Source organism: Sphingomonas fucosidasi (assembly GCF_036663855.1).
Taxonomy (GTDB): Bacteria; Pseudomonadota; Alphaproteobacteria; order Sphingomonadales; family Sphingomonadaceae; genus Sphingomonas; species Sphingomonas faeni_B.
Window position 1 is genome coordinate 120138 of sequence record NZ_JAXOJR010000009.1, and the last position, 20306, is coordinate 140443.

At 66.0% G+C, this 20306-nt stretch carries 20 protein-coding genes; 12 read left to right on the plus strand and 8 right to left on the minus strand.

Features of this window, described 5'->3' with window-relative positions; translation table 11 throughout:
• Nucleotides 1-310: 310 nt before the first annotated feature.
• Both rpsT and mutM read right to left on the minus strand, forming a co-directional pair.
• On the minus strand, nt 311-574 hold the full coding sequence (rpsT, locus tag U1737_RS16345) for a 30S ribosomal protein S20 (protein WP_031394736.1): 264 nt from the start codon (nt 572-574) through the stop codon (nt 311-313).
• Nucleotides 575-681: 107 nt separating this feature from the next.
• Complete coding sequence (mutM, locus tag U1737_RS16350) at nt 682-1497, minus strand: bifunctional DNA-formamidopyrimidine glycosylase/DNA-(apurinic or apyrimidinic site) lyase (protein WP_332797497.1); 816 nt, start codon at nt 1495-1497, stop codon at nt 682-684.
• A 56-nt stretch (nt 1498-1553) separates the two neighbouring features.
• On the opposite strand from mutM, the gene U1737_RS16355 reads away from it, so the two are divergent.
• The 9 genes from U1737_RS16355 to rplL all read left to right on the plus strand — a co-directional run bounded on the left by U1737_RS16355 (nt 1554) and on the right by rplL (nt 9411).
• The gene (locus U1737_RS16355; protein WP_332797498.1) at nt 1554-2318 is read left to right on the plus strand and encodes a class I SAM-dependent methyltransferase; all 765 of its coding nucleotides are present in this window, start codon (nt 1554-1556) and stop codon (nt 2316-2318) included.
• A gap of 295 nt (nt 2319-2613) precedes the next feature.
• Complete coding sequence (ubiB, locus tag U1737_RS16360) at nt 2614-4149, plus strand: 2-polyprenylphenol 6-hydroxylase (protein WP_332797499.1); 1536 nt, start codon at nt 2614-2616, stop codon at nt 4147-4149.
• Between the two features lie 22 nt (nt 4150-4171).
• The gene (locus U1737_RS16365; RefSeq protein ID WP_332797500.1) at nt 4172-5272 is read left to right on the plus strand and encodes a hypothetical protein; all 1101 of its coding nucleotides are present in this window, start codon (nt 4172-4174) and stop codon (nt 5270-5272) included.
• 10 nt (nt 5273-5282) lie between these two features.
• Nucleotides 5283-6470 carry a bifunctional phosphopantothenoylcysteine decarboxylase/phosphopantothenate--cysteine ligase CoaBC gene (gene coaBC / locus U1737_RS16370; protein WP_332797501.1) on the plus strand — a complete coding sequence of 396 codons (1188 nt, stop codon included), beginning with the start codon at nt 5283-5285 and terminating at the stop codon, nt 6468-6470.
• The gene (dut, locus tag U1737_RS16375; RefSeq protein WP_332797502.1) at nt 6467-6904 is read left to right on the plus strand and encodes a dUTP diphosphatase; all 438 of its coding nucleotides are present in this window, start codon (nt 6467-6469) and stop codon (nt 6902-6904) included. Before coaBC ends, dut begins: the two co-directional genes overlap by 4 nt.
• On the plus strand, nt 6901-7353 hold the full coding sequence (locus tag U1737_RS16380; protein ID WP_332797503.1) for a hypothetical protein: 453 nt from the start codon (nt 6901-6903) through the stop codon (nt 7351-7353). Before dut ends, U1737_RS16380 begins: the two co-directional genes overlap by 4 nt.
• 5 nt (nt 7354-7358) lie before the next feature.
• Nucleotides 7359-8168 carry a HesA/MoeB/ThiF family protein gene (locus tag U1737_RS16385; RefSeq protein ID WP_332797527.1) on the plus strand — a complete coding sequence of 270 codons (810 nt, stop codon included), beginning with the start codon at nt 7359-7361 and terminating at the stop codon, nt 8166-8168.
• Between the two features lie 288 nt (nt 8169-8456).
• On the plus strand, nt 8457-8972 hold the full coding sequence (gene rplJ, locus U1737_RS16390; protein ID WP_055879768.1) for a 50S ribosomal protein L10: 516 nt from the start codon (nt 8457-8459) through the stop codon (nt 8970-8972).
• A gap of 64 nt (nt 8973-9036) precedes the next feature.
• Nucleotides 9037-9411 carry a 50S ribosomal protein L7/L12 gene (gene rplL / locus U1737_RS16395; RefSeq protein ID WP_056047577.1) on the plus strand — a complete coding sequence of 125 codons (375 nt, stop codon included), beginning with the start codon at nt 9037-9039 and terminating at the stop codon, nt 9409-9411.
• A gap of 301 nt (nt 9412-9712) precedes the next feature.
• On the opposite strand, the gene U1737_RS16400 is transcribed toward rplL, so the two are convergent.
• The 5 genes from U1737_RS16400 to U1737_RS16420 form a co-directional block, all read right to left on the minus strand.
• Nucleotides 9713-11188 carry a hypothetical protein gene (locus tag U1737_RS16400; RefSeq protein WP_332797504.1) on the minus strand — a complete coding sequence of 492 codons (1476 nt, stop codon included), beginning with the start codon at nt 11186-11188 and terminating at the stop codon, nt 9713-9715.
• Between the two features lie 43 nt (nt 11189-11231).
• Nucleotides 11232-12521, minus strand: a complete 1290-nt coding sequence (locus U1737_RS16405) for a Xaa-Pro dipeptidase (protein WP_332797505.1) — start codon at nt 12519-12521, stop codon at nt 11232-11234.
• 61 nt (nt 12522-12582) lie between these two features.
• The gene (locus U1737_RS16410; protein ID WP_332797506.1) at nt 12583-13266 is read right to left on the minus strand and encodes a TadE/TadG family type IV pilus assembly protein; all 684 of its coding nucleotides are present in this window, start codon (nt 13264-13266) and stop codon (nt 12583-12585) included.
• A complete protein-coding gene (locus U1737_RS16415; protein ID WP_332797507.1) occupies nt 13263-13850 on the minus strand; it encodes a TadE/TadG family type IV pilus assembly protein in 588 nt (195 codons plus the stop codon). The genes U1737_RS16410 and U1737_RS16415 overlap by 4 nt, the downstream gene beginning before the upstream one ends.
• Nucleotides 13847-15742 carry a pilus assembly protein TadG-related protein gene (locus U1737_RS16420; RefSeq protein ID WP_332797508.1) on the minus strand — a complete coding sequence of 632 codons (1896 nt, stop codon included), beginning with the start codon at nt 15740-15742 and terminating at the stop codon, nt 13847-13849. Before U1737_RS16420 ends, U1737_RS16415 begins: the two co-directional genes overlap by 4 nt.
• Nucleotides 15743-15992: 250 nt before the next feature.
• Between U1737_RS16420 and U1737_RS16425 the strand changes: the two genes are divergently transcribed.
• Nucleotides 15993-18377, plus strand: a complete 2385-nt coding sequence (locus U1737_RS16425) for a hypothetical protein (protein ID WP_332797509.1) — start codon at nt 15993-15995, stop codon at nt 18375-18377.
• A 163-nt stretch (nt 18378-18540) separates the two neighbouring features.
• Here U1737_RS16425 and U1737_RS16430 read toward each other — a convergent pair whose 3' ends face one another.
• On the minus strand, nt 18541-19602 hold the full coding sequence (locus U1737_RS16430; RefSeq protein WP_332797510.1) for an SDR family oxidoreductase: 1062 nt from the start codon (nt 19600-19602) through the stop codon (nt 18541-18543).
• Nucleotides 19603-19722: 120 nt separating this feature from the next.
• On the opposite strand from U1737_RS16430, the gene U1737_RS16435 reads away from it, so the two are divergent.
• Both U1737_RS16435 and U1737_RS16440 read left to right on the plus strand, forming a co-directional pair.
• Entirely contained in the window at nt 19723-19953 is a 231-nt protein-coding gene (locus U1737_RS16435) for a hypothetical protein (protein ID WP_056047557.1), read from the plus strand.
• Between the two features lie 29 nt (nt 19954-19982).
• Entirely contained in the window at nt 19983-20270 is a 288-nt protein-coding gene (locus U1737_RS16440; protein ID WP_056047554.1) for a hypothetical protein, read from the plus strand.
• Nucleotides 20271-20306: the final 36 nt, after the last annotated feature.

Genomic DNA, 20306 nt, shown 5'->3' on the forward strand with positions numbered 1-20306 from the left:
CGGTGGAAACCACCGTCGCTGTGAGCCCCGTTATGAAGCGATCAGCGATCCGAGCAAGGCCCCGACGCGTCACATTTTCGAAATAAAGCGGGTTGACTTGATCAAGCCGCGGAAATGCGTCGATATTTTTATAAGTCGCTGTGTTTACGCATTTTTTGCAATTTTGGCGATTGCATGACGTGATTCTCTCGCACACGAATCGTGGCGAATCCTAGAGTTATGCGGACTCTCCGGAGGTTCCCTTCGCAGACGCAAAAAACCCGCCGGGAAGGTCCCGACGGGTGATCCGCTTTCGACAGTGAGGGTTCGCTTATGCGAGCCCGGTCACGGCCTTGGTCAGACGCGCGAACTTGCGGCTCGCGGTGTTCTTGTGCAGCACGCCCTTGGCGACGCCACGCTGCAGCTCAGGCTGTGCGGCCGCGAGTGCGGTGGTCGCTGCGCCCTTGTCGCCCGACGCCAGTGCGGCCTCGACCTTCTTGATGAAGGTACGGATACGGCCGACTCGGTTGCCGTTCACTTCCGCGCGACGGTCGTTGCGACGGATACGCTTTTTCGCCTGCGGCGTGTTCGCCATGAAGCCCTCTAGATGTTCGAATGAATAAAAAGGGGCGCCGGATTGCTCCTACGCCCTCTCGAAGCCGCGGCCCTACTCACTTTGCTCCTGCGCGTCAACCGAAACGCTCAGCCGCGCTGGCACTTCGGACACCAGAAGGTCGAGCGCCCGCCCTCGGTCCGCCGCCTGACGGTCGTGCCGCATTCGCACGCCTCGCCCTCACGCCCGTAGACACGCCATTGCTTCGAGAAATAGCCGAGCTCGCCATCGGGGCGGACGTAATCGCGCAAGGACGAGCCACCCGCGAGGATCGCCGCCGTCAGCACCGTCCGAATCGCCTCGACGAGTCGCTCGAGCCGAAACAGCGAGATCCGCCCCGCCGCCCGGCTCGGCGCGATCTTCGCCATGTGCAGCGCCTCGCACACATAGATGTTGCCGAGTCCCGCGACGATCCGCTGGTCGAGCAGCATCGCCTTGATCGACGCCCCCCGCCCTTCGAGCGCCTCCAGCAGATACGCGGCGGTCAGGTCTGGTCCGAGCGGCTCCGGCCCCATGCTGAGGAACGGCGGATAATTGGCGATGTCCTCGGTCGCCCAAAGATCGAGAAAGCCGAATCGCCGTGGGTCGTTGAGCGCAACCGTCCGGCCCGCCGCGGTGCCGATCAGCAGGTGATCGTGTGCGAGCAGCTCGCTCGGATCGACCCGCCAGCGTCCCGACATGCCGAAATGGAACACCAAAGTATCCCCACGATCGGTATCGATCAGCCCGTATTTGGCACGCCTCCCGAGCGTCGTGACCGTCGCGCCCGTCATCCGCTGACGCAGGTCGACCGGGATCGCTTTCCGCAGGTCGGCGCGGCGCGGCTCGACCGAAGTCAGGCGCTGGCCCTTGAGCACGGGCTCCAGCCCGCGCACGGTGGTTTCGACTTCTGGTAATTCTGGCACGCTTTGCAGCTAGGTTGCGTTTGCTCGCGCCACAAGGCGCGGCTAGAGCGCAGGATATGAACGACTTGATCGCGCCCGCGCCCGCTTCGACGCCCGATACCGTCTCCTTCGGCTACGAAGACATCCCCGCCACCGAAAAGACCTCCCGCGTCGGCGGGGTCTTCTCGAACGTCGCGGGCAAATACGACCTGATGAACGATGCGATGTCGGGCGGCATGCACCGGCTGTGGAAGGACCGCTTCGTCCGCCGCGTGAAGCCGCGCGAGGGCGAGCAGATCCTCGACATGGCCGGCGGCACCGGCGACATCGCCTTCCGCATGGAGCCGTCGGGCGCGTCGATCACGGTCGCCGACATCAACCCGCAGATGCTCGAAGTCGGCATGCAGCGCGCGCAGAAGCGCGGGATCGACGGTCTCGTCTGGACCGAAGCCAACGCGGAAACGCTGACCTTCCCCGACAAGTTCTTCGACGCGTACACGATCGCGTTCGGCATCCGGAACGTGACCGACATCCCCAAGGCGTTGCGCGAAGCCCACCGCGTGCTGCGCCGCGGCGGGCGATTCTACTGCCTCGAATTCTCGACCACCGTCTGGCCCGGCTTCGCCGAAGTGTACGACGCCTATTCGCACAAGATGGTCCCGAAGCTCGGCCAGCTTCTCGCGCAGGACGCTGACAGCTACCGCTACCTGATCGAATCGATCCGCCGTTTCCCGGACATGCCCAAGTTCAAGGGCATGATCGCGGATGCGGGGTTCGTGCAGACGAAGGTCGAGCCGTTGCTGGGTGGGCTCGTCGCGATCCACAGCGGGTGGAAGATCTAGTGATCACGCGAAGGCGCCAAGGCGCGAAGAGTGGTTCACGCGGAGACGCGGAGACGCGGAGAGTAAGTGGGCGCGAAGGCGCCGGAAACGCTTTCGCGCGCCAGCGCCTTGAAACCGCTTCGCTCGTGATGAAAAGCCGCAAGCGCGGCGAGGTCCAACACGCCTGCGCCTCTGCGCCTCTGCGCAAACCACTTCTTCTTTCTCTCCGCGTCTCCGCGTCTCCGCGTGAACCAATCTCTCTTCGCGCCTTCGCGCCTTCGCGTGAACAAACCCCTTCTCAAGGCGCTCCCGCCCAGTGACCGCGTCCACAACCCATGTCTGGCGCCTCCTCAAATGGGGCCGCATCCTAGCTCGCCACGGCGCGCTGCGCGGGATCGAGCGTGACCCGAACACGCCAGCCCCCGTCCGCCGCCTCGCCCGGATCGCCCGGTTCGGCGCGCGCGTGCCGGCAGTGCCGCGCTATGCCGACGCGTTCCAGGCGATCGGTCCTGCGGCGATCAAGCTCGGGCAGACGCTCGCCACCCGCCCCGATCTCGTCGGCGAGGATGCCGCGCAGGATCTGCTAAGGCTCCAGGACCAGCTCTCCCCCGTCCCCTACGAGACGATCGAGGCGGCGATGCTGGCGAGCTTCGGCAAGCCGCTGGAGACGTTGTTCTCGCGCATCGAACCGATCCCGGTCGGCGCCGCGTCGATCGCGCAGGTCCACCGCGCCGTTACGACGGATGGCCGCCAGGTCGCGGTGAAAGTTCTCCGCCCCGGCGTCGAGGACGATTTCGCCCGCGCGATCGACACCTATAGCTGGGCCGCGGCCCAACTCGAGGCTCTCAGCCCCGAAGCGATGCGCCTGCGCCCGCGCCTCACGATCGAGACGTTCAAGCGCTGGACGCTGCGCGAACTGAACTTCCGTCGCGAAGCCGCCTCCGCGTCCGAACTCGCCGAGGGCATGACCGCCGAGCCCGATTTCGTCATCCCCGCGATCGACTGGGCGCGCTCGACCAACAAGGTTATGACGATCGAGTGGATCGACGGCATCAAACTGTCCGACCGCCCGGCGCTCGTCGCTGCCGGCTACGACCTCCCCGCCCTCGCCCAGACATTGGTTCGCGCGTTCCTGCGCCAGGCGATCGCCGACGGTTTCTTCCATGCCGACATGCACCAGGGAAACCTGTTCGCACTACCCGGCAACCGCATTGCCGCGATCGATTTCGGCATCATGGGCCGGATCGATCGCCGCGCCCGCGTCTGGCTCGCCGAGATCCTCTACGGCCTGATCACCGGCAACTATAAGCGCGTCGCCGAGATCCATTTCGAGGCGGGCTATGTTCCCGCCTATCACGACGTCGGCGAGTTCGCGACGGCGCTTCGCGCGGTCGGCGAGCCGATGCGCGGGCTGCCGGTCAAGGACATGTCGATCGGCATGATGCTCGACAGCCTGTTCTCGATCACGCGCGATTTCGACATGGTGACGCAGCCGCACCTGCTGCTGCTCCAGAAGACGATGGTGATGGTCGAGGGCGTCGCGACCAGCCTCAACCCCGACATCAACCTCTGGGAAGCCGCCGAGCCGTTCGTCCGCGACTGGATCCGCGGCGAACTCGGCCCCGAGGCGATGATCGCCGACCGGCTGATCGCCGACTTCCAGACGCTCACCCGGCTGCCCGAGCTGGTCCGCCGTATCGAAGCGCATTACCCCGCCCCCGGTGGCGCCCCGCCGACCATGCCGCTGCGCGAGATCGAAGTGATCCGGATCGGCGGCGGCTGGCGCTATATGGCGGTGGCGCTCGCAACCGCCCTGACCAGCATCGGTGCGACCTGGCTCTTGTTGCGGTGACGTTCGCCCGCCGGACCGGACGATGCGCCGTCCAGTAGCGCCCGTGTGGATGACGACGCCGTCGCGGTTCGCGGTGATGTCGCAGTCCGGCGCACGGGCGATGTTGGCGCTGGTCCTCGCTCTGGTCGCCGCGACGTGGCTAGCGCTCGCGGTGCCGGCCGCGCCCCCCGAAACCGGCGCGGACCACGGCACCGACATGGCGCTCTACGCCGCGATCGTCGACGGCGTTCGCCATGGCGGCCCCTATTACACGGTTGCCGCCGAGGCGATGCGTTCCGGCAACTACCCGATGAAGCCGTTCGTCACTATGCGCCTGCCGACCCTCGCGGTCAGCGCCGCGGCGATGCCGCCATTTGCGGTCGTGGGCCTGCTGTACGCGCTGGCGATGGCGACGATGATCGCCTGGTATCGACGCTTGCTGCCCGCGCTCAGCCGACCGGCGCTGGCGACCGCGATGATCTTGCTGCTCGGCGGGATGCTGGCGTTCTTCCAGTCGGGCCTGATCCTGTTTCACGAGATATGGGCCGGACTGCTGATCGCGCTGTCGCTGGCACTGCGTCGCCCGGGGCGTTGGATCGAGGCGGTCGCGCTAGGCCTTGCCGCCGTGCTCATCCGCGAGACCGCTGCGCCGTATCTGGCGCTGATGGCGGTCTTCGCGTTTTTCGAAGGCCGCCGCCGCGAGGCCGCAGGCTGGATCCTGTCACTCGTCGTCGTCGTGGTCGTGCTGGTGCTTCACGCGCAGGCCGTGTCGCTCGTCGTTCGTCCGCTCGACCCAGCGTCGCAGGGATGGGACGGCATGCTGGGGTTCGGGTTCGTCGTACGCGCGATCGTCGACGCTACCGCGCTCAGCCTGTTCCCGCTGGCGATCGCCGCGCCCCTGGTCGGAATCGCGCTGCTGGGCTGGACGGCATGGCACGATCCGATCGCCACCAGGATGACCGCCCTGCTCGCAGGCTATGGCCTGATGCTCGGCCTGTTCGGACGCCTCGACACCTTCTACTGGGCGTTGCTGATCGCACCGGTCTCGCTCGTCGGCATGGTGTTCGCGGTAGATGGCGTCCGCGATCTGGTGCGTGCGGCAAGTGACAGCCGACGCATTACCGTGACGCGCGTTATCCGCTAAAGACGCTCCCATGACGCGCATCCTCCTGATCGTCGGCGGCGGCATCGCCGCCTACAAGGCCGCCGAACTCATCCGCCTGCTCAAGTCGCGGGGTCACGCGGTGCGCTGCGTGATGACCGAGGCGGCGCATCATTTCGTCACGCCGATGACGCTCGCCGCGCTCAGCGAGGACAAGGTCTACACGACGCTCTGGGACCTCAAGGACGAGGCCGAGATGGGCCATATCCAACTCAGCCGGCAGGCCGACCTGATCGTCGTCGCCCCCGCCACCGCCGACCTGATGGCGCGCATGGCAGGCGGATTCGCCAACGACCTCGCGACGACGCTGTTGCTCGCGACCGACAAGCCGGTCCTCGTCGCGCCGGCGATGAACGTCCGCATGTGGACCCACCCCGCGACCGTCCGCAACGTGGCGCAGCTTCGCGCGGACGGCGTGACGGTGATGATGCCCGACGAAGGCGCGATGGCGTGCGGCGAATACGGCCCGGGCCGCTTGCCCGAGCCGCCCGCGATCGTCGCCGCGATCGAGGCCTTGCTCACCCCTGCCCTGCCGAAGCGCCTCACGGGCCACCATGTCCTCGTCACCGCCGGACCGACTCACGAGCCGATCGATCCGGTGCGCTACATCGCCAACCGCTCGTCGGGCAAACAGGGCTTTGCGATCGCCGCAGCGCTGGCACGGCTCGGCGCACGCGTGACGCTGGTCGCGGGCCCGGTGACGCTGCCGACTCCACACGGCGTCGACCGGATCGACGTCGAGACCGCGCGCGAGATGGCCGATGCGGTCGACCACGCGCTGCCTGCCGACGCCGCAGTCATGGTGGCTGCCGTCGCGGACTGGCACGTCGAGTCCGTCCCACAGAAGATCAAGAAGGGCGACGCCACGCCCACGCTGACGCTCGCGGAAAATCCCGATATTCTCGCAACTTTGGCGCGCAGCCCGCACCGTCCCCGCCTGTTGGTCGGGTTCGCCGCCGAAACCGAACGCGTGCTCGAACACGCCGTCGCCAAGCGTATCCGCAAGACCGCCGACTGGATCGTCGCCAACGACGTCTCGGGCGACGTGATGGGCGGCGCGGACAACAGCGTGCACCTCGTCACCGCCGCGGGCGTCGAGAGCTGGGAGCGGCTTCCCAAGGACGCGGTTGCCGCGAGACTGGCGGACCGTATCGCCGATGCGCTAGAAGCGGTGTCATGATCCGTATCGAATTGAAGCGCCTGCCGCATGGCGAGGGCCTGCCGCTGCCCGCCTATGCGACCGAAGGAGCCGCCGGGATGGATGTCGTCGCCGCCGAAGCGCTGACGCTCGCCCCCGGCGACCGCGCCGCCGTCGCGACCGGTTTCGCGATCGCCATTCCTGCGGGGCACGAGGTCCAGGTCCGCCCGCGCTCCGGCCTCGCTCTCAAGCACGGCGTCACCTGCCTCAACACCCCCGGCACGATCGACAGCGACTATCGCGGCGAAGTGAAGGTGATCCTCGCCAATCTCGGGCAGGACCCGTTCGCGATCGCGCGTGGCGACCGAATTGCGCAATTGGTCCCCGCGGTCGTCCTCCGCGCCACGCTCGACGAGGTCGCGACGCTCGACGACACCACCCGCGGTGCAGGCGGCTTCGGATCGACCGGCCGATGATCGCTGCGCTGCTCATCCTGTTCCAGGCCGTCGCCCCGCCGGGCGTCGCGACACAGATCGCGCCGGCCGCACCATCTGCCGCCACGCCAACCGCCAGCGTCCCCCTGCCGCCGCAGGACTGGAGCGGGCTGCCCCTTCTTCCGATCCGCCGGTCCGCGACGATCCAGGCCAACACCTCGATGTACGTCCACGGCGAAGTGATGGCGGGACGCTGTGCAAAGGCGGTGCGGACCGCACAGGGTTGGGCGCTCACCCTCGATCTCGCGGTCCTGGCGACGCCGCAAGGCCGGTTGCGCCGCGTGACGCCGCGCGCGATCGACTGCCCCACGGTCGAGCAATATGCCGCCGGCGTGCTGGTCGGCACCGCGCGCGACGCGATCGATCTCGACGATACGCAGGTCGACACCTGGTATCGCACGAGCATGACCTTCACCTGGGCAGGCAATTGACCGGCGTGACGCTGTCCGACGACGAACTCGTCCGGTACGCCCGTCATATCGTCCTGAAGGAATTTGGCGGCACCGGCCAGGCGAGACTGAAGGCGGCTACCGTCGCCGTCGTCGGCGCGGGCGGGATCGGCTCGCCAGCGATCCAGTATCTCGCCGCGGCAGGCGTAGGCCGGCTGATCCTGATCGACGACGACAGCGTCGAGCCCTCCAACCTCCAGCGCCAGACGATCTTCACGACCGCCGACACCGGCATCGCCAAGGTCGACGCCGCCGCCGCCGCCGCGCGTCGGATCAACCCCTATGTCGATATCGCCGCGCATTGCGTCCGGATCGACCCGACCAACGTCGCGGACCTGCTCGCCGGCGCGGACGTCGTGCTCGACGGCTGCGACAATTTCGCCACCCGGTTCTGCGTCGCCGATGCCGCGCACACGCTGCGCATCCCGCTGGTGTCTGCGGCAGTCGGCCAGTTCGAAGGCCAGCTCGCCACCTATCGCGGCTGGGAGCCTGACAAACCGTGCTATCGCTGTTTCGTCGGCGAAGATCCCGAGCGGGCGGAAACGAGCTGCGCGGAGGACGGCGTGCTGGGCCCCGTCACCGGCGTCCTCGGCAGCCTCGCCGCGCTCGAAGTGCTCCGCACCATCGCGCCCTTCGGCGACGACCAGGCGGGCAAGCTGCTGCTGGTCGACCTGCTGGCGCTGCGGTTCCGTACGATCAGGTTGCCGAAAGACCCTGGATGCAAGGCGTGCTCCGAAACATCGACACGCACAGTCCAGCTGGAGAGCATGGCGGGACGCAACGACACGAACGGATAAGCGGCGGACGCCCCTTCGGCGATTGACTCCGCCGCCAATTCCGCTAAGGCGCGGCTTCGTTCGGCGGGCTTGCTCGTCGAACTCCGTCCGAGACAGTGGGTGCAGCGGGTTTGCCGGTGCTTAATCTCCCACCTAGACGGGGAATGAGATTTTGTCGGCCCATCTGCGTGCCGCCCCTCTCCCATGCCCCATCGACGAGACACCCCGGAAGCGCGGGTTTGTCTGCGCCTCCGGTTAGTAACCGGGTCCACTGCGCAAGCGGTGAACTCGTAAAACGTGGAGAATGGCATGGATCGTGATCAAAAGACCGCGGCCGTAGCCGAGCTGAACCGCACCTTTTCCGAGGTCGGCGTCGTCGTTGTCACGCGCAACCTCGGCCTGACCGTCGCACAGTCCACTGTGCTGCGGAACAAGATGCGCGACGCCGGCGCGACCTACAAGGTCTCGAAGAACAAGCTTGCCAAGATCGCAATGGACGGCACCGACTACAGCTCGCTGGGCGACATGCTCACGGGTCCGGTCGGTCTGGCCAGCTCCATTGATCCCGTCGCGGCCGCCAAGGTGGTCGTGGAATTCGCGAAGACGAACGACAAGTTCGAAATCGTGGGTGGGGCGATGGGCGCGACGACCCTCGACGTCGACGGTGTGAAGGCGCTCGCAACGCTGCCCTCGCTGGACGAACTGCGTGCCAAGATCGTTGGCCTCATCGTGGCACCTGCCACGAAGCTGGCAACGATCACGCAGGCTCCGGCAGCGCAGCTCGCGCGCGTGCTTTCCGCCTACGCGGAGAAGGAAGCCGCCTGATCTTGCAGGCCTTTCGTTACCTTTTTGAACTGATGGGGCATGAGCCCCGAGATGGAGATTTATCATGGCAGACCTGAACGCGCTCGTTGAGAGCCTGAGCGAACTGACCGTTCTCGAAGCAGCTGAGCTTTCGAAGCTGCTCGAAGAGAAGTGGGGCGTTTCGGCCGCAGCAGCGGTCGCAGCACCGGCAGCAGGCGGCGGCGCCGCTGCTCCTGCAGCAGAAGAGCAGACCGAATTCGACGTCATCCTGACCGGCGACGGTGGCAAGAAGATCAACGTCATCAAGGAAGTCCGTGCGATCACCGCGCTCGGCCTGACCGAAGCCAAGACGCTGGTCGAGTCGGCTCCCAAGGCCGTCAAGGAAGGCGTGTCGAAGGACGAGGCCGCCAAGATCAAGGCGCAGCTCGAAGCAGCCGGCGCGACCGTCGAGGTCAAGTAAGCCGCAGCGGGAGAGACGGGTCATACTGGCCCGCACTCCCGCAAGGCCGGCCGGCGGCATTCATGCCGACCGACGAAGCAGGGGCTTTGCCCCTGCTGGCCGCAGCTAAGAAAAAGGGCGGCCCCAGCGATGGGGTCGCCCTTTTTCGTGCGGGGTGATGGTGGGTAGCCTTTCACGCGCTGAGGTTACGCGCGGAACCTATGCTTCGATACGAGCCCTCGATACGCTTCTGCGAAGCTACTCCGTCTCTACTCAGCACGAACGGGATGAGGGCTAGCGACGTCTCGCCCCTCCCTTCGGTCTACCGCTCGAACGTCGCCGCATGCGGCCGGGCGGCGACCGTCGTGAACATCTTGGCGGGGGCATCCAGCCAGAACGGCGCGAGCTTGGCGGAATCCACGCGTTCGATGCCGACGACCCACGCACGGGCAGTCTGCGCGCCTTCGCCGGCGGTCACGTAGAGGATGTTGGTGGCGACGACAGGCACGAACATCGGACGGTTGGCAGCGGTCATGATCTGGATCGCCTCGCGCGCGATCGCGACGACGGTCCGGATCGTTCGGGACTCGCCGGGTGCGAGCGCGAACGGCGGCGTGGCCGGGCGGCCAATCGGAGCGGCATTGAACTGGGCAAGATCGGTATCCTGACCCACATGCGCGGTCAGCAGCGCGACGCCGGTGCGAATCGCCTCGGCGGGCGCGGTGCCGGTGTTGGTGACGACGAGTTCGCACTCGACCGTCGCGCTCAGCAGGTTGAGACCGGCGCGCAAGGGACGAAGGTCGCAGGTGACCCGAGCCCGCGGGACGGCAGGCGGCGGCGGTGGCGTTTTAGCGCGCGGTTCGAGAAATTTCGGCGCGGCCGCCGCGGTCACGGGGATTGCGGCGGACGTAGCGGGCACGACCGGGGCCGCTATAGGCTCGATCGATGAGGCGGGGCCGACGGCGGGTTCCGGCGCAGCTACGGGCTCAGGCGCGAATGGCTCCGGTGTCGGCTGGACGACGGTTTCGACCTCTTTGCGGTCCTGCCTACGGCCGCGGGGTTTGCGGCGGAGTAGCCAGAGCCCGCCGAGGACCACGATAACCACCGCGAGCGAAAGCCAGAGCGGCATCGCCCTGCCCGTCTCGGGCGCGGTAACCGTCGATTGTGTCGTCGTGTCGGGCGTGGGCACGGGTTGCAGGGGCGTGGGTTGCGGAGCAGCGACCTGCGGGGCGGATTCCGTCGACGATGCTTCCGACGGCGGCGGAGCCGATGCCGGCTCGGGTGCGGGGGTGGCTATCGGCGCGAGTTTGGCGGAGCCCGATGAACTTGTCGACTCAGTCGGGGTGCGAGCTTGTGTCGATTCGGATTCGTTGCGCGCGGCGGGCCGTGCGACAACGGCCTTTTCGGCAGCAGTTTTTCCTGCGGCGTCTGGTTCGGCTGCACGGGGACGCGGTGCGCGGCGGGGCGCGGTCGTCTCGCTCGGCAGGACGATCGTCGGCGCGTCGGGAATCGGGATCGTCGTGTTGGTCTGGGGCGCGGGGCTGCCCAAGCCCTCCAGGCCACGGACCGGCGCGGTCTGCTCGGTCTGTGCCGTTGCCGGACTTGCCGACGCAAGCATCGTCATGGTGGCGAGCAGGGCGGCCAGCGCCCCGCGATCGGTCGTCATCGTCGAAAATCCCCTGCCCGCATTGGTCGCGGCGTTGTGGGCGGGGGAGGCTGAACACGGCCCGACGGCAACCCGCGTTGCGACGAGTTGCGCCTTGATAGCGGTGAAGCGTGGCTGGCGTAACGACGTCAAATATCAATCCTCTCCCTGCCGGGGGAGGATTCGGACGGCGAGTTTATTTTGGGGCGATGACCACTGCCCCGCCCTTCATGACGAAGCTGGGATGCTGTAGCTGGCGGACATCGGCGAGCGGATCGCCGTCGACCGCGACCAAGTCGCCGAATCGACCGGGGGCGATCGCGCCGACGTCCGCGGTCTTGCCAAGCGCCACCGCCGCGCTGGAGGTGGCAGCCTGGATCGCCTCGATCGGCGTCATCCCCCACTCGACCATCTTGGCGAACTGGAGCGCATTGTTGCCGTTCGGATAAACCCCGCCATCGGTACCGAACAGCATCTTCACCCCGGCGGCGTGCGCGGCGCGGAAGGTCTGGCGTTGCTTGAGGCCGACCTGGCGTTCCTTCTCGAGACTTTCCGGAAACACGCCATTTTTCGCGCCCTCGGCGAGGATATAATCGTCGTCATAGATATCCATGTCGAACCAGGCGCCGCTCGCCTTGGCGAGCTTGAACGATTCCGCGTCGGCCAGGCTCGCATGCTCGATCGTGTCGACGCCGGCCCGCAACGCGTCGTTGATACCCTCCGCCCCGTGCGCATGGACCGCGACCTTCATTCCCAGCATGTGCGCCTCCTCGACGATCGCCTTGATCTCGGAAAGGCTGATCTGCTGCGCACCGACGCTGTCGGTCTTCGAGAGGACGCCGCCGGTCATGCAGACCTTGACCACCTCCGCGCCATATTTGCGGATCGTCCGCACGGCGCCGCGAAACTCGTCGGGCGTGTTGGCGATCTGCGGATGCGGAACCTGGATCGAGGGCGGGAATTCGGTCGCGTCGCAGTGCCCGCCGGTCGCACCGAGCGCATAGGTCGCAGGGACGATGCGAGGACCGGGGACATAGCCGCGCTCGATGCCCTGCTTGAGTGCAACGTCGTCGTAATTCGAAGAGCCGACATTGCGGACGGTCGTGAACCCTGCGTCGAGCGTACGACGCGCGTTCGCCACCCCGACGACGGTCCAGAAATTATCGGTGAATTCGAGTTGCCGATAGCCGCTCAACGTCGGGTCGCTGGTCAGGTGAACGTGCATGTCGATCAGGCCGGGGAGCAGCGTACGCTCGCCCAGGTCGACCCGTTCGACATCTGCAGGCACAGGCGCAGAAAGCGGGTCACCCTTGCGTGCGACCGCAGTGATACGCCCGTCGACGATCGTTATCTGCGGGTTGTCGATACGCTTGCCCGAGAGGACATCGATCATGTGCGCGGCGGTGACGATCACCGTCTTCGCATCGGCTGCCGTAGCGGTAGCGCTCGAAAGCGCCGCGGCGGCGAAAATCATAGCGGTTTTCATGGCGTATCCCCCTGCCCCATCTAATTGCGGTGTGGGGTACCTGCAGCGACAGAGCAAGCGCTCACAGGCCGCTCGCCGTCGTGCATTTATCCTTGGGCGGAAACCGGTCGTCGGGCGTCGGCGACTGGAAGTCCTTGTTTCGCGCGCGGAACATCGCAATGCGCGTGAAATCAACGGGCAGCGACAGCATGCGAAACGGGATATCGGTAAGGATCGGCCGGTATTTGTAACTGACCTGGACATGAAACAGGATCTCGCCCAGCGGCAGCGCACGCGCATTCGGCAGGGTCGCGATCGCGACCGTCTTGTTGCACCCCACCTGTGGCGCGATCACATAGCCGCCGTCGAAGCGTTGCCACAGCATGCGATTTTCGGTCGTGCCGTTATTGTCGATATCGGTGCCACGAACGCCGGTAATGACGATGCGGCCGTCATTGCGAAGGTCATACGGTCGCGCGGTCAGGTCCAATGCACTGAACAGATCGTATATCTGCCCTTCGCCGATGCCGATTTCGCCGGTTCCGCTCTGCGCAACAAGATCTGCACTCATTGCCGCGAGCCGCTGCACCCGATTGTTCGCCATAACGTAATTGCCGAACTCGATCGCGGTCAGCACGAACCCCAGGAACAGCGGAAGGGCCAACGCGAACTCGAGCATCGCGACCCCGCGTTTATCGCGGAGCAGGGCGCGGGGCAGCACGCGGGGCAGGACAAGGTGCAGCACGGGGGGCAGACGACGCCTCATGACGCGCTCGTCACGACGGCTTCGTTGCGGACGACGGTCGAGGCCGACAGCGGAATGACTCCCGAGCCATAGCCGATCACGCTACCGACGAAGCCGAACAGCACGCGCTTGGGAAATTTGACGGTATAGCTGACGACGTCGCCGGGTCCGCCAAGCGTATTGCCGGCAACGGGGGTCGCGTTGTCCCACATGCCGTTCTTGTTGCGGTCGACATAGGGTTCGCCCTTGTCATATTGCTTGTTACCATTCGCGTCGGTGAAGGTTTCCGGGAATGCGGTGCTGAAATCCCGATAAACGGTCGTGCTGATATCGATCGACCTGCCGGGCGCGGTGCCGAACTCGCCCATCGACTTTGCAATGCTCGCGCGCATGATCGCGGTGCGCTCCGACTCCTTGGTTTCCAGCGTGGCCGTGGCGGCGCGGGCGGCTTCCGTCACCGCCCCTTCCAGCACCACCCGTGCAAACATCATGTGGCCGAACTCGATCGCACCGCAGATAAGCGACAACATCGCCGGCAGAATGATGGCGAACTCGACGATGGTGACACCGCGTACGTCCGCGCGCAGCGTAGCGAACGCTCTCACTGGACGAGATGCAGGTCGACGAGTTCGGACGCGATATCGTCGAACGCAGCCTTGAGCGTCGCGGTATCCGACGTCTGATACACGTGGCCGGGCGCGCATTTCTCAAACATCGAGATCGTATTGCGATCGGTCGTCGTCAGCGCGACGATGTAGACCTTGGGCGCGTTGTCTTCGGCCTGAAGCGCCGCGCAGGTCTTGGCAAAGCGGCGTTCCGACTGGCCTATCAGACCGCTCCTGCTCGAAGAGATCGGCGAGTCCGCATAGTTGCCGTAGAACGTCCAGGTCCGGTCCTCATACCCGTTCTGGCCCGTCGCCAGCGCGGTTTCGCCGTCAGTCATGAACACCAGCGCGCGCTTGGGCTGCTCCTGCGCCCTGGGCGGCGTTCGTTTGAACACGTCGTCGCGTACCAGCAGGCGATAGCCCCATAGGAGTCCGGCATGATGCAGGGTCCCATTGGCAGGATAGATGGCGGCGTTCTGGCGATCGATCACGTCGTTGTAGAAACTGCGCGACCGACCGTAATCGACCTTCGTCGCGGCCTCCGGGCACTGCCAGTTGGGGGAAGGAAACTCGGTCTTGTTCTTCGACCCGTCATCGACGCTGCCACCAAGCCGGTTGACCGTATATTCCGTAGGATCCTTCCAGTTGTTGAACTGGGGTATCTTGTCGTAGCGGATCCTGAACTGCGCGCCCGCACGCGTGGAGAAATTCCACGGATTGCTCGACGGATCGTAGAAGCCCCCATTGTCCGCGCGGACGATCACGTCGTCGTCCATCTTCGCTGCGGTGTCGTTCAGCCCGATATACGCGTCGTAAAATGCCTTGCGATACGGATTGTTGGCGAACTGGTTTGCGTAGAAATCCCAATTCAGCATCTGCTCGTAATAGCTTGGATGCAGCTTGTAGAGATTGTTGTTCGGCTCGACATTGGCGACGCTGTAATACGCGCTAGAAGGGTTCGACCTGGCGCCATTCGCGACGGCGTTGCCCTGCATCTGCGGAACGTACATCGGCGGGATGAAATACGGGCTCACCGGCGGATGCGCGCCCTCGCCTGGCAGCGTACGATCGATATCCCACGCGTTCGGCTCGCGGTACGTAAGCGTCGCGTTCAGATCCTTGACCGTGTCGTCACCGAACACGCAGCCCTTCCAGCTGAGTTTGTTGCTCGGCCATGTGCCGCCATAGGTGTTGGCGATCGTGTCGTTGAATCCGAACATCTGGCGTACCGACGACGATCGCCAGTCGGTCAGCAATTTGCCGACGTTTACGGTGATGTCGTACATGACATACCCCATCGCCAGATCCTTGCGGGTGTCGCTGCCCTGGAAAAGGATGTCGTTGAAGCTCTTGGCGGCATCCTTCAACGCGGTGATGCGCGTCTTCACCACACCGTTCGAATCGCGCGGCAGATTGGCCTTCAACGAGCCGGTATTGTCGAGCACCATCATCACTTCTAGCGGGTGCGGGTTGATCGAGGCCTTGGCGATTGCGCGGACCGGTTGTTGCGCGAAACCGAACAGTCGCATGAACGACATCGGCAGGGTCGCGCTGGCCACGACGGTGGTCGTGTTGATATCCTTGACCACCGTGAACTCCGGCGAGACCTTCAGGTTCGTGACGCCCATATAGGTTTCGGGAAAATTCCCACTGAAATAGGCCGAAACCTGGTTTTCACGCGAATTGGCCGCGGTACCCGATACCGAAAACGCGCGGGCGCCGGCGAGCGCCGCCGCGTCCACGCCGGTTTGCAGTTGCGACTTCACGATGTAGATTCGTCCCGCGTCGATCGCGGAACCCAGCGCGGCGATTGCCGGAATTAGCCCGGCCGCCATCATGGCGATCGCCGACCCCTTGCGGTCGGAGCGCAGACGTTGAAATGCGCTGCCCAACGACCCTCGCGGGCCGCTGGCTGGTGTCCTGCCCTGTTGCATCCATCTCCCTTTCGAACCGAATCAGGTCCGGTTCAACTCATTCTGGTTACATCGCAGCCGATCCTTAAATTGCCGTTATCTTTGGATTTAGTTGCGGCATTTCGGGCAGCGACGGGTCGCGACCAAGCGTGCCTCAAAATCGACATCGCTTGCGCGCAGACAGCATGGCTGACGTATCCTTTCGTCGTTAATCCGAGATCGTGCCCCGATGAAGCTTCGACTCTTCCCCTCATGCCTGATCGCAGCCCTGCTCGTGCCCTCGGCGACACAGGCTGATCCGGCACCGTTCGACCTGACCGGGCCGACCCTGCGCGTCGCCGTGACGCATGGGACGACGACGCTGCCGATCGCGCGGGTGCCCAAGCTCGCCACCGGCGACCGCGTGTCGATCGCGGCGGATCTGCCAACCGGCAAGAAGGACGATGGCGCGCGCTATCTGCTGGTCGCGGCGTTCCTGCGGGGTGCGACCGAGCCGCCGCCGAAATCGTGGTTCTTCAAGGCCGAGACGTGGAAAGAGAAGAAGAACGCTCTCGCGTTGAAGGTGCCGGAGGGCGCGCGGCAGTTGGTCGTGTTCCTGGTGCCGGAGAGCGGCGGGTTCGATGCGGTCGTGTCCGCGGTGCGCAAGCAACCGGGCGCGTTCGTACGCGCGGTGCAGGATCTCGACCAGGCGTCGCTCGATCGGGCGCGGCTCGATGCGTTTCTCGACGGGATCCATGCGCTGGAGCGGACGCGGCCCGAGCGGATCGAGGCGGTGTCGCCGTTGCTGTCGCGCAGTCTGGCGATCAAGCTGAAGGCGGAATGCCTCGATTTGGCGGCGGACCTGCAAGCCTCCTGCCTCACGCAAAGCCGCGATTCGCTGGTGCTGGCGGATGGGCAGGGCTCGACGCTGGCGGATACGTTGGTGGGTGCGCCGACCGATCTGGCACTGCAACTGAGCGCGACGCCGGAGGGCGGGCTTGGCTATTACAGCCCGTATATCGGCGTGGTGCGCGATCTGGCGAAGATCTTCGGCGCGTTCCAGTCGACGCAGTTCCGGTACATCCCGGCGCTGGCGCGGGCGCATGACGATCGGCTGGCGCTGTTGCTGAATGCGGCGCCGTCGTTTGCGAGTCCGAAATCGGTGATGGTGGTCGCGATGCCGGTGATCGAGACGGGCGCGCCACAGACTCCGACGATGCGGCGGGCGGAGGCGGACCGGCTGGTCTGTGCGGCCCGGCCCGATCTGGTGCTGCCGGTCGAGGGGGCGCCGCTGATCTACGCGACGAAGTTCGCGCACGACATGAGCTTGCGCGTGACGACGCCGCAGGGTGGCGTGGTCGAACTGCCGGTGCAGGCGGATGCCGAGCGTGGCGGCTATGTGCTCGATCAGGTCGGCATGCGGACCGCCGGGCTTGGCAGCGTGACCGATGCGACGTTGCATGGACGCTGGGGTTTCACGCCGTTCGACGGGCCGCGGTTTCGGTTGCAGGTGCCGCGCGCCGGTGGATGGACGATGGTCGATACCGATCCCGAGAGCCTGGTCGTAGGCCGCGACAATGCGGTGGCGCTGGCGGGGCCGACGCCGAGTTGCGTCGAGGCGGTGACGCTGGTGAGCGATGCGGGTCAGGTGCCGCTCGCGTGGACGACGACGGGGGATCGGATCGGGCTGACCCTCCCGCTGGCAAAAACCGCGCCGGGGAAACTGTCGCTGCTGGTGAAGCAATATGGCGTCGAGGCGCCGGACAAGATCGCGCTGACCGCTCTCGCTGAGGCGGGGCGGATCGATGGGCTTACGCTGTATGCGGGCGATGCTGCGGGGACGCTGGCGGGGACGCGGCTGGACTTGGTGGCGTCGATGACCGTGGACGGCGTGGCGTTCAAGCCGGGCGATGTCGTTCGGGCGGACAAGGTGGATCGGCTGGGGTTGGTCGCGGATACGGCGCCGGCGTTTGCGGCGGGTCAGGCGAAGACGGCGCTCGTCACGCTGACGGATGGGCGGAAGCGCTCGGTGAAGTTCGTCGTCGCGGTCGCGCGGCCAAAGGCGACGCTGATCGCCAAGAGCGTAGTGGCGCCGCCCTCGCCCGGGCTTCCCGTGGTGCTGGTGGGCGATACGGCGATTTCCCAGGATGCCCGGCTGACGTTTTCGCTGCGCGCCGAGGGTACGCGGTTTTCCGCTGGCGATAGCGTCGAGATTGCGACGGCGGATGGGAAGACGACCACGAGTGTTTCGTCGGGGCGCGGGTTGACCGTGCAGGACGATCGGATCGCGGTGGCGACGGTCGAGCCGGGCAAGGCGCTTGGCGTTTCGGCGCACGGGCCGCTCAAGTGGCGACTGGTGCAGAACGGAGTCGCGGGCGACTGGGTGCCGTTGACGACCCTGGTGCGGGTGCCGGGTGTTATCGGGGTGACCTGTACGGAGACTTGCATGCTGGCGGGGACGGATCTGTTCTTGATCGAGTCCGTGGCGGCAAATGCGGGGTTTGCGGAGGCGGCTGTGGTGCCGGAGGGGTTTACCGGGGGCTCGTTTGCGGTGCCGAAGCCGGTTGGGGGGATGCTGTACCTGCGCTTGCGGGATGATCCGGGGGTTACGGCTACGGTGGCGGTGAAGGGCTAGCGTCCGACCTTGCGATCCTCCCCCGCCAGGGGGAGGTGGCTGGCTTTTGCCAGACGGAGGGGGAGGTAAGCGAAACCTCCGCTCCGTGTCCTCCCCCTCCGTCGTCTACGGCGCCACCTCCCCCTGGCGGGGGAGGATCGCAGATGGTTCGCCCCCGTCGTCGTTACGGGATCAGCCGGTCCGCGCGGAGTTGTTCGAACAGGTCGAAGAACGCGTCGTCGGTCGGTTGGTACTCTTTGAACCCAAGCCGGCGGCTCTTGCCCATGTCCGTCACCACTTCGATCGGGCGACCGAGATCGGCGTCGGTGTGCCAGGGGGACGCAAGCCGCAACAAATCTGCCTCGGCGAGGCCTTCGCGGGCGGCGATCTCGCGCCAGATGCCGGCGTCGTCCTTCATCTGTTCCTCGAGCGTCAGAACGGTGCCGTCGAACGGTGCTGCCTCGATCCCAAACCAGTCTGCGATGCGGCCCCACATCCAGCTCCAACGGAAGACGTCGCCGTTGACGACGTTGAACGCCTCGTTGCGCGCGGCTGGCGTGGTCGCGGCCCACAACAGGTGATCTGCGAGCAGGCTGGCGCTGGTCATGTCGGTGAGGCCGTTCCACTGCGCGGCCGAACCGGGGAAGCGGAACGGGCGGCCGGTCTCTCGGCACAGCGTGGCGTAGACCGCGAGCGTGGTGCCCATGTTCATCGCGTTGCCGACCGCCTTGCCGATGATCGTGTGCGGGCGGTGGACGCTCCAGCCGAAGCCGTCGCGCTCCGCCGCCTCGAACACCGCGTCCTCCTGCGCATAGTAGAAATTCTCGACGTCGAGCCGCCCTTGTTCCTCGCGGAACGGGGTCTGCGGGAGAACGCCCTTCCCGTACGCCTCGAACGGTCCGAGATAATGCTTGAGCCCGGTGACGAGCGCGACGTGGCGCACGCTGCCGCCGGGGCTGAGCGCGCCGAGCAGGTTGCGGACCATGCCGCCGTTGACGCGGATGTTCTCCGCCTCGCTGTCCTGGCGCGACCAGGTTGCGATGAATACTGCGTCGGGCCTGATGCCGGTCAGGGCCGCCTCCAGGCTGGTCGGATCCTGCAAGTCGGCGGCGACCGGTTGCACGCCATCCTGTTCGGTCGGCCGCCGCGCGAGGCCGTATACCGCCCAACCCGCCTTCACCAACGCCGCCGCGGTCGCGCTGCCGACGATCCCGCTCGTACCCACTACCAATGCCGTTCCGGCCATGTGTAATTCCCGTATCTGGTGATGATCCCGTTACGTCCCAAACGCGCCGAATTTTGGAAGGGGTCCACGGCGTCCCGTTTGCGGTGGCGGCGGGTGCGCGGTTGTGGCTATGGGGCGCGGATGACCGCATCGGATCTCCAGAGCCTGTTCGTCACCAACCTCGTCCGGTACAATAGCGGCGATCGGCGGCGGTGGCGGCTGATCGTCGGCGACGTGAAGGTCTACAGCCTCGCGACGCACGCGCATTGCAACTGGGCGGTGACGCCGTCGGGCAGCGCGAGCGAGGTCGACGCGGTCGAGCGGCTGGCGGACCGGCTGCGCGAGGATCATCCCATCATCACCGCCGGCTGACGGCATCTCATCTTACGCAGGAGCGACACATGGCGAAGCAATATTGGGCGCAGATCATCGAACTCGACGAGGAGATGACGGCCGCGACGATCCCGGGTGCGACGGATCACGAGGATGCGGCGGATTCGCTGGTGGCGGACTTCGTCGGCGCGATGGGCGGCGAGATCACCTCGGGCGCGGTCCGCGTCTGGGTGCAGGGCGGGGTCGAGAAGGTCTATGACTGGAAGGCCGACTTCACGATGCCCGACATGGACGAGATGGGCGACGAAGACGAGATGGAGGTCGAGGGCGAGATCGAGCTGACCGAGCGGGTTTGAAGGCAGGTCCGCACTCAAACCAACATCGTAACAGTA

Bases quoted from the DNA above. Each gene is read 5' to 3' on its own strand.
- rpsT (WP_031394736.1), bottom strand. From the start codon at position 574: ATGGCGAACACGCCGCAGGCGAAAAAGCGTATCCGTCGCAACGACCGT.
- U1737_RS16355 (WP_332797498.1), top strand. From the start codon at position 1,554: ATGAACGACTTGATCGCGCCCGCGCCCGCTTCGACGCCCGATACCGTC.
- U1737_RS16365 (WP_332797500.1), top strand. From the start codon at position 4,172: ATGCGCCGTCCAGTAGCGCCCGTGTGGATGACGACGCCGTCGCGGTTC.
- coaBC (WP_332797501.1), top strand. From the start codon at position 5,283: ATGACGCGCATCCTCCTGATCGTCGGCGGCGGCATCGCCGCCTACAAG.
- dut (WP_332797502.1), top strand. From the start codon at position 6,467: ATGATCCGTATCGAATTGAAGCGCCTGCCGCATGGCGAGGGCCTGCCG.
- U1737_RS16380 (WP_332797503.1), top strand. From the start codon at position 6,901: ATGATCGCTGCGCTGCTCATCCTGTTCCAGGCCGTCGCCCCGCCGGGC.
- rplJ (WP_055879768.1), top strand. From the start codon at position 8,457: ATGGATCGTGATCAAAAGACCGCGGCCGTAGCCGAGCTGAACCGCACC.
- rplL (WP_056047577.1), top strand. From the start codon at position 9,037: ATGGCAGACCTGAACGCGCTCGTTGAGAGCCTGAGCGAACTGACCGTT.
- U1737_RS16405 (WP_332797505.1), bottom strand. From the start codon at position 12,521: ATGAAAACCGCTATGATTTTCGCCGCCGCGGCGCTTTCGAGCGCTACC.
- U1737_RS16410 (WP_332797506.1), bottom strand. From the start codon at position 13,266: ATGAGGCGTCGTCTGCCCCCCGTGCTGCACCTTGTCCTGCCCCGCGTG.
- U1737_RS16425 (WP_332797509.1), top strand. From the start codon at position 15,993: ATGAAGCTTCGACTCTTCCCCTCATGCCTGATCGCAGCCCTGCTCGTG.
- U1737_RS16430 (WP_332797510.1), bottom strand. From the start codon at position 19,602: ATGGCCGGAACGGCATTGGTAGTGGGTACGAGCGGGATCGTCGGCAGC.
- U1737_RS16435 (WP_056047557.1), top strand. From the start codon at position 19,723: ATGACCGCATCGGATCTCCAGAGCCTGTTCGTCACCAACCTCGTCCGG.
- U1737_RS16440 (WP_056047554.1), top strand. From the start codon at position 19,983: ATGGCGAAGCAATATTGGGCGCAGATCATCGAACTCGACGAGGAGATG.